This window comes from Gordonia effusa NBRC 100432 (assembly GCF_000241305.1).
In the GTDB taxonomy this organism is placed as follows: Bacteria; Actinomycetota; Actinomycetes; order Mycobacteriales; family Mycobacteriaceae; genus Gordonia; species Gordonia effusa.
Genome location: NZ_BAEH01000016.1, coordinates 1 through 7808 on the forward strand (window position 1 = coordinate 1; position 7808 = coordinate 7808).

Here is a 7808-nt window from a genome sequence, read left to right on the forward strand (position 1 = left end):
ATCGCGTCGTCGAGCCCTGGAATCAGCCTGCCCAACATAAGCCCGGCCGCCATTGCGACGCCGATCCACACCGGGAGAAATCGATCCAGGGTGGATAGCTTTGCGACGACGCCCGCTCCCGGGGTGTTGGGCGCTGTGTCAGTCATGTCTCGCAGTCCGATCCGTCGGCCGGCGCTACCGGATCGATCACCAACACCGACGAGAGTTGTTGCAGCGCTTGAGGAACCACCCGGTAGTACACCCATGTGCCGCGGCGCTCGGAAATCAGGACGCCGGCCTCACGAAGAACCTTGAGGTGATGGGAGATCGTCGGCTGCGCGAGGTCGAAGGCCGGCAAGATGTCGCAGACACACGCTTGTGCGCCGACGTGGCTCGCGATAAGGCTCAATAGGCGCAGCCGGACCGGATCGCCGAGGGCCTTGAACATTTTCGCGAGCGGCTGCGCGTGGACGTCGGATAGCGGGGTTGTCGCCAACGGCGCACAACATCCCGTCTCAGCCTGTATCGACATCTGTCTATATTGACAGATGTCGATACAGGCTGCCAAGTCGTGCCGGTCCGGCTCAAAACCGCAACCCGACGTCGGGGTGAGGGAACGCTCCCCTTGGCACGCCTGGCGACGCAGTCTCCAACCCGCCACCTGACGCCAGACAAGGGAACACTTCCCTCGGCGCGCCTGGCGACGCAGTCTCCAGTCCGTCCGAAACCTAAAAGCTGCCCAGAAACGGTGCCGGATACCCCGGCCTCAACCGGGTTCCATCGAGCCATTCGGTCAGTTCGGCGGCCCGGTCCTCCAGCGACCGTCGTGCACTGGCGGGAAGCTTCTCCAACAGATGCAGTCGGACTCGTGCCTCGTCATCTTGATGCCACCCGCCGACGATGCGTCCGCCCCACCATGCGGTGGCACCTCCGTTGCCATTGCTGTCGAATAGCTGCGCCCGATGCGGGCCGAGATAGAAGTCGCGTTCCTTGTATCCCATCGTCGTCGGATCCAACTCGGGCAACAACGCTGCCTGCGGATCGGATACTTCGACGTCGACGGTGTCATCGGCGAGCACGTAACCAACCTGCCCGCCATCGAGTTCAACTTCGGCTACCTCGATGTCCGCCAACGCTTTTCGGACCGCCGTCTTGGTTGAGCCCAACCACCAGACGATGTCGGTTTCGGTTCCCGGGCCAAATGTGGCCAGCCAGCGTCGAATCATGGCGACATGGCCGGCGTGCGCATCGTCGAGGTTTAGCGGTTCGCCGAGCCATTGCGCCATCGCCGCCCAGCGCGGTCGCGATTGGTACCACTGTCCCTCGTTGGGCCCGCGCACAATCTCGCCAGCGGCGCTCATCATGCTCAGTATCCGCGGCGCCATCGCCATTCTGCCGCCGTAGGACTTCTCCGGCTTGTAGTCGATATGACCATCGAGGGCGGGCAGTCGTTTGCGCAACTCGGCAGCGGTGTGGTCGGCGCCGCCGTCGAGTTCAGCCAGAACTGCGGCACGAGCGGCGTCGATCCAGGCCTCCGGATCGTCGAAGTCGGGGCTGCGCCGCAGGTCCCGCAGCATATTCGTGCGCTCCGAGGCAGTCACCCGCGCGGCGGTCGCCGACACCGCGTCGGCCAGAACCTCACGTGACATCACGAAGAGCGTTCGCCTCATACAAAGTTGCTTGACCAGGGTTCTGGACTCGCCGAGCGCCGACGTCAGCGATTCGCGGTGGAAGTCGCGCGTCCGCGCCCAGGCTGACAGATATACCGTCCAGGCCGTCGTCGCGTGCAGAGCTACCATCGCGTCGGCCGCAGCCTCGACCGTGTCGACTTGATGTTCAGCGTTGAGCAGTTGACGGCTGACGAGGCGGGCCCGACGCTGATCGTCGGTGATCCTAGGGCGGCTCATGCGGCGATCATAGGGGTCCGCTAGGACAGCTAGCGTCCTACAACCCCAATTCCTTGGCGATGATCGTCTTCATCACCTCGGTGGTGCCGCCGAAGATCCGGCTCACTCGGGTATTGGCGTACAGGCGAGCAATCGGGTACTCCCACATGTAGCCGTAACCGCCGTGCAACTGCAGGCATTTGTCGATGATCTGGCCCGCGGTCTCGGTGGCGAACAATTTGATTCGCGCGGCGTCGGCGGCACTGAGCTCGCCGGAGTCGTCGAGTTCAATTCCTTTGTCCACCAACGCCTGGATCGCGTCAGCCTGGGCGGCACATTCGGCCAGAACGAATTTGGTGTTCTGGAACGCGGCTACCGGCTTCTCGAAGACAAGCCGCTCCTGCACATAGTCTTTCGCGAAACCGATTGCGGCCCAGGCGGTTGCGGCGGCCGCGTTGCCAATAGACAGGCGCTCGCGCGGCAGATTCTGGCCCAGGTAGAAGAATCCCTTATCCTGCTCTCCCAGAAGGTTTTCCACCGGAACCATGACGTCGGTGAAGGATAATTCGTTGGTATCGCTGGCTTTCAGTCCAATTTTCTCGAGCTTGCGCCCATAGGCGAATCCCGGCGCGTCGGTTGGCACGACGATCAGGCTAAGACCGAGTCGACGATTACTCTCCGATGGCGGCGACGTACGCGCAACCACAACGCACAGTTCGGAATTCAGCGCGCCGGTAATGAACGTCTTCGAGCCATTGAGCACATAGTGAGTGCCGTCTTCGGTCAACTTGGCGGTGGTCTTGATGCCAGCAAGGTCACTGCCGGTGCCGGGCTCGGTCATCGCGATACACAGGCAGATGTCGCCCGATGCGATGCCGGGGAACCAGCGCTTCTTCTGCTCGTCGTTGGCCAGCTTGAGCAGATACGGCACCACGATTCCCGTTGTGACGCTGTAGTGGCCGAACGCGACGGCCGCTTTAGCGGCTTCCTCGTCCATGATCGCCTGGAATTTGTAACTGGTCTCGCCGGCGCCGCCATACTCTTCGGGGATATCAAAGCCCATCACGCCGAGGTCGCCCATCTTCTTGAGCAGTTCGCGCGGAACACGGCCGTTGTGCTCCCACTCGCTGTAGAACGGGCTGATCTCCTTCGCGATGAAGGCGGCAACAGTTTGCCGAAATGCCTCATGTTCCTCGGAGTAGATGGTGCGCTTCATTGGTGCCTCAATCCGTGACGAAGGTTATTCGAGATTCACTTTGCGGCCCATAGTGGCTGTTGTCAAGCAGTTCTATTGATAGAGTTCGGTAATGCGACCTTCTCAACGTCGCCGCCCGCCGGACCGTCGTCGGCAGATCGTGCAGGCAGCGTCCGGCCTGTTCGCCGCCCACGGATTCGCGCAGGTATCGATGGCCGACATCGCGGGCACCCTTGACGTCGGGCCGAGTTCGCTTTATCGGCATTTTGCCAACAAGTACGACCTTCTAAGAGAGGTCGTCAGTGCGAGCGTCGGTGCGGTCGGGCGCGTCACCGAAGCCTCCGACCTCGACGAGGTAATCGCCATCGGATCGCTAGGAGCCGCCACCGATCGGAACGCTGCCATTCTCTGGCAGCGGGAAGCGGGAAATCTCGATGCGGCCGACCGGATCGCGCTTGGAACGGAATTGGTGACTGCCGTAGGCGCTCTTGCCACGATGGTCAACGACCGACGTCCCACACTTTCCTCCGACAACGCCACGCTGCTCGCGTGGGCGATCATTGCCGTGTTCGGCAGCACTGGCATGCACCGATCGTCGTTGCCGCGCAACGACTTCGCGAGTCAATTGGCGTCTGCGGCGCGCGCGGTTTGTGATGTCGAGCTGGGTACCACCACGGCCTCCCCGAAGTTGACCCCGCCCGACGAATCATCGCTATCGACCCGGGAAGTTCTTCTGACCCAGGCAATTCGACTGTTCGGGGAACGTGGCTATGCCGCGGTGAGCACCAACGACATCGGGCGTGCCGCGGGGACGTCGGGACCTAACCTCTACAAGCACTTTCCAAGTAAGGCCGACGTATTAGCCGCCATCGCAACGCGTGCAGGTGAATATCGTCGACGCGGCGTCGTCGAGGCTCTGGCCGGAGTCGACAACGCGACCGATCGATTGGCGCGACTTCTGCACGCGCACATTACCTTCGCGGTCGAGCAACGAGACCTGATGCGAGTCTTGACTGGCGAATTGCACCAGCTTCCAGACCCGCAGCGCAAAGGTGCGCGACAGGCACAGCGCGATTATCTCAAGCTCTGGGCACAGGCACTCGTCGATGCCCGTCCAGACCTCACACCCGCACGGGCTCGAATAATCGTTCCGGCCGCACTAGCGGTCGCCGACGATGCAGCGCGCACCGGGCAGATCGCGTCACGCCTTGACCTACCCAACCGGCTGACCGAGATCTGCTGGGCGGTGTTGAAGTCAGGCGGATAGCCATTCGAAATAACGCGACTTACGAAACTGGGCGGCGATGAATATAGCTGATGCGCTTATGGACGGCGCGGACCACAATTATCTTGCCGAGGTCGGCATCTGGATATGCGTGTTTGCGATGCTCATTCTTCCCTTTGGGCTTATCCGCTCATTTCGCAATAGGAAGCTCAGCCCGCTGGATAAGTATCTCCGAGTCCTGGCGGTTATCGCTATCGAAGCGGCATTCTTCGCAGCAATCCTGGGACTGCTGTTTATAGTTGCATTCTGACAATTTCTAGTGAATTCGCCAGCTGACAACGGCTCCAGAACTCAGCGATTCGGGGCCGTTGCCAGCCGAGAACTCGACGTCTAGTTGACGACTATCTCTTTGCCGCACTGTCCAGTGGAACCCACCGTGGACACGGTGCTGCTGTTACTGACACCGACTTGGAAGGTAACCCGACCCGGAAGTGTAGTCACGTGAGGAATGGTCACGATGTTGTCGCTCCCGACAACACGCCGTGTGGAGTAACCAACCTCGCCGCTCTTGCCGGTATCGAGATTCGCCCACGAGCCGCTGAAATACTGGTTGTAACCGATGGCCGACCGCGAATCGGTCTTGACCGTCAGGGTGATCGAGCCCGCACCATCCGGCGTAACGCTGACCGTCGTGGTGCCCTGTACGAGCCCGCCGATGATATTCGGATTGCTGTAATTCATCGAGCACAACACGGTCGTCGCAGCGGATGCGGGTGCGGCGGCAAGAGTCGGCAAGCCGAGCGCCAGCGCCAGCGCGCCGGCCGCGGAAACTGCTATTTTCGTGGTCTTCACGTTTCTCCTCGAGTCGGTGTGTGGGACCGTGCGCCGCCCAGTTCAACTACGCCCCGATAGACAGCGCAACACTCGGTATTTCGCTCACCTAAGGTGATTTGTTACCCAGTCATTTAATGGAATGACTCAACGGAATAGTTGATCGTGCCCGTTCGCCGGATATCGAATCAGCCTGGCGTCGCGAGGAATAGCAGCCATCACCGGATCATCCATGCACACACGGGCAACGACACTCCGATGGCGATGGATTGTTTCCATCCGTGCACGCACGTCATCGAGCGACGCGCCCGAGACATCAATTGTTGCATCGACTGCGTCTTGGCCGACAAGGCCAATCCCAGAAGGACCGGTCCTAGTGGACCCAAGAGTGCCAACAACGATGTGCGGAAGTTGGGTGATTTGGACGCCTCTTCCTGTTGGGTAGGATCGCGGAATGGGCACCTTGAACCCGATCCACTTGTTGATTCTGCTGATCGCTGCTGGTTGGGTTGCGCTCACCGTCTATGCCTTGGTCGGTGTTGTACGTGCTTCCGACAAGTCACTTTTCGACCGGCTGTGGTGGGCAATAGTGATCGTGGTTGTGCCGTTGGTGGGCGCCTGCCTCTGGCTGGCAGCCCTGAAGCGCAACACCCGGCGATCGCCCGCGTAATGGCGTCGTCGAACCGCTGAACGCGGACCTGTCGATCTTCAAGCTGCATTCCGTGGGCCGTGTGCCCGCGGGTTGCTCCCTAAGACCAGTGCGAGCGATGTCCCACACGTGCAGTAGAAGGTTCTGACTTTCCCCGACTGCCCATCGGTTCGCATCCGATCGAGCGATGAACCTCGCGCCGAAGACCAATTAGTGAGCGCTCCGCGAGACGACGTTCATTCGGTGGTACGGAGGGAATAGTTAGACATGAAACTGGCGTTGCATTCCGCGTTGAGATTGACCACCCTGCGCGCAAACCTGTTAGGAATCGAACTATGCCAGAGATGACTGCTGCCGCCGCCGATGCCTTCCTTCGCGATCTCCACGTCGGCGTGTTGTCTGTTGAAAGGGAGTCGAAGCCTCCACTGGCCGTGCCGATCTGGTACGACGTTGACGAGTCGGGCAATGTGATCATCTGGACTCACGGTGGTTCGCTGAAGGCCAGGCTTATCAGCAAGGCCGGGCGGGCGTCGTTCACGGTGCAGCGAGAAACAGTGCCGTATGCGTACGTGACGATCGAGGGCCACACGACGAGTGCGGCAGCGGATGACTCGACCGCGCGCCGGATTGCGCGACGTTACCTGGGAGAGAAGGGCGGCGACGAGTTTCTAGAGTCGAACCCAAATGACGGCAGTATCGTCATCACCATCCACAAAGACAAAGTGCGATCGCTGACCTACGACGAGTAACTTGCATCGGTTCGCGCGCCGGACGCCGGCTGATCTGATACGGCCCATGACCGAGTAGAGACCAGACGCCAACTTGATCGACCAATTGCACGCGACACGCCAGCTATTCGCATGACCCTGAATCTGAATGGGGCACGTCCAGTAGCGCAACTTACGTTCGCCGCCGATCATGCTGTGCGTGCACATTCGTCCCGCGCGAGACCGCGGGTGGATGGGAAACCCCAGCGTCTACTGATTCTTGGCTCAGTGGCGCCGTGAATCGGTGCACTGTCGCATCAGCACGGGCGCCAATAACGTAGGCCGTGCAACGAATGCGTGGGCATACAAGCAGCCATGACGCGTGACACATGCACTGACTATGTCGATGACGACCTCGTCGCGGTAGCCTCTGCGCTGAGCGATGCCGCACAGGACTTACGCGGCACGAATCCCGACAGCGAAGAACCAGAACACCCCCCACCCGCGCGAGCAGGTGAGGGGCGTAGCGAGCCCCCTGTCAGGATTGAAACGACCGCGACCGACACGCATAGATGCAGGTCAGAAGTCAAATAGTACGGGTGACCTGGCGATACCGTTCGGGATCTTTACGGCCTGGTACGGCTCATTTAGGCACGTTTGTGTTCAAAATGTGTTCACGAACCTTCAGTCAAGGCTGCGATTTGACGCGCGGCTGCGGTGGCCGCTTTCAGTTCAACCCGCGCGCGTTTGAGGGCGGCCTGTGCGTCGACAGGGGTTGTTTGGCCAGTCAGGAAGCGCAGTGTTGCAGTCAGTGCCGCGTCGCGCTCGGTGTGTGTGTGGTGTAGCGAGTGGTGACCTCGTGCCAGGCGTGGTCGAACTGGTCGCGTTCAGTATCGGCGAGAGAAGCATGGTGAGTTTGCAACCACATGTCGATCGCGGGGTCACTCACTAGCCGCTGCGGTTGCGGGGGTGGGGCGGATGGTTCGGGCAGAGCGGGAGGGAGCACGGTGTGTTGTTTCTGATGCAGGAGGTCGATCAGGGTGGTGATGTCGTCTCGTTGCTGCCGGGGAAGATCGGTCATCGCCTGGGCGAGCAGGTAGTGGTGGTTGGTGCGGTCGGCGCGGTCACGCCACACCCGTTCTGTCATCGTTGCGTGCGCAAAGCGGTGGTGAAAGTCGGCAGTGAAGAAAGCGATATCGACATCGAACGCTGCTGCAAGTGCTTCCACCGTGCGAAACGAAGGCGTGGCCGCGACGCCGCTGCGCAGTTGACTGAAGTACGACTCACCCACAGCCAGCGACCCCGCACGCCCGGTGCGGGCACTAACCCACTTTGC

8 protein-coding genes and 2 pseudogenes are annotated in these 7808 nt (G+C 60.9%); 4 read left to right on the forward strand and 6 right to left on the reverse strand.

What is annotated here, in order from left to right; translation table 11 throughout:
• The 4 genes and pseudogenes from GOEFS_RS23730 to GOEFS_RS02085 all read right to left on the reverse strand — a co-directional run.
• Positions 1 to 146: pseudogene (locus GOEFS_RS23730) on the reverse strand (ACR3 family arsenite efflux transporter); the annotation flags it as partial.
• A complete protein-coding gene (locus tag GOEFS_RS02075) occupies positions 143 to 511 on the reverse strand; it encodes an ArsR/SmtB family transcription factor (RefSeq protein WP_040524307.1) in 369 nt (122 codons plus the stop codon). The gene GOEFS_RS02075 and the pseudogene GOEFS_RS23730, both read right to left, overlap by 4 nt.
• A 196-nt stretch (positions 512 to 707) precedes the next feature.
• Positions 708 to 1886, reverse strand: coding sequence for a winged helix DNA-binding domain-containing protein (locus GOEFS_RS02080; RefSeq protein ID WP_007316214.1), 1179 nt, complete (start codon positions 1884 to 1886; stop codon positions 708 to 710).
• A 37-nt stretch (positions 1887 to 1923) separates the two neighbouring features.
• Positions 1924 to 3081 carry an acyl-CoA dehydrogenase family protein gene (locus GOEFS_RS02085; RefSeq protein ID WP_007316215.1) on the reverse strand — a complete coding sequence of 386 codons (1158 nt, stop codon included), beginning with the start codon at positions 3079 to 3081 and terminating at the stop codon, positions 1924 to 1926.
• Positions 3082 to 3172: 91 nt separating this feature from the next.
• On the opposite strand from GOEFS_RS02085, the gene GOEFS_RS02090 reads away from it, so the two are divergent.
• Both GOEFS_RS02090 and GOEFS_RS02095 read left to right on the forward strand, forming a co-directional pair.
• On the forward strand, positions 3173 to 4327 hold the full coding sequence (locus GOEFS_RS02090; RefSeq protein WP_040524308.1) for a TetR/AcrR family transcriptional regulator: 1155 nt from the start codon (positions 3173 to 3175) through the stop codon (positions 4325 to 4327).
• A 37-nt stretch (positions 4328 to 4364) separates the two neighbouring features.
• Positions 4365 to 4595 carry a hypothetical protein gene (locus tag GOEFS_RS02095; RefSeq protein WP_007316217.1) on the forward strand — a complete coding sequence of 77 codons (231 nt, stop codon included), beginning with the start codon at positions 4365 to 4367 and terminating at the stop codon, positions 4593 to 4595.
• A gap of 80 nt (positions 4596 to 4675) precedes the next feature.
• On the opposite strand, the gene GOEFS_RS02100 is transcribed toward GOEFS_RS02095, so the two are convergent.
• Positions 4676 to 5137 (reverse strand): hypothetical protein, encoded by a 462-nt coding sequence (locus GOEFS_RS02100; protein WP_007316218.1) that lies wholly within the window; start codon positions 5135 to 5137, stop codon positions 4676 to 4678.
• A gap of 433 nt (positions 5138 to 5570) precedes the next feature.
• Here GOEFS_RS02100 and GOEFS_RS02105 point away from each other — a divergent pair, with 433 nt between their 5' ends.
• Positions 5571 to 5786, forward strand: coding sequence for a PLDc N-terminal domain-containing protein (locus tag GOEFS_RS02105; protein WP_007316219.1), 216 nt, complete (start codon positions 5571 to 5573; stop codon positions 5784 to 5786).
• 314 nt (positions 5787 to 6100) lie between these two features.
• Positions 6101 to 6514, forward strand: coding sequence for a pyridoxamine 5'-phosphate oxidase family protein (locus tag GOEFS_RS02110; protein WP_007316220.1), 414 nt, complete (start codon positions 6101 to 6103; stop codon positions 6512 to 6514).
• Between the two features lie 766 nt (positions 6515 to 7280).
• Here GOEFS_RS02110 and GOEFS_RS23575 read toward each other — a convergent pair.
• Positions 7281 to 7808, reverse strand: a pseudogene (locus GOEFS_RS23575) (hypothetical protein); the annotation flags it as partial.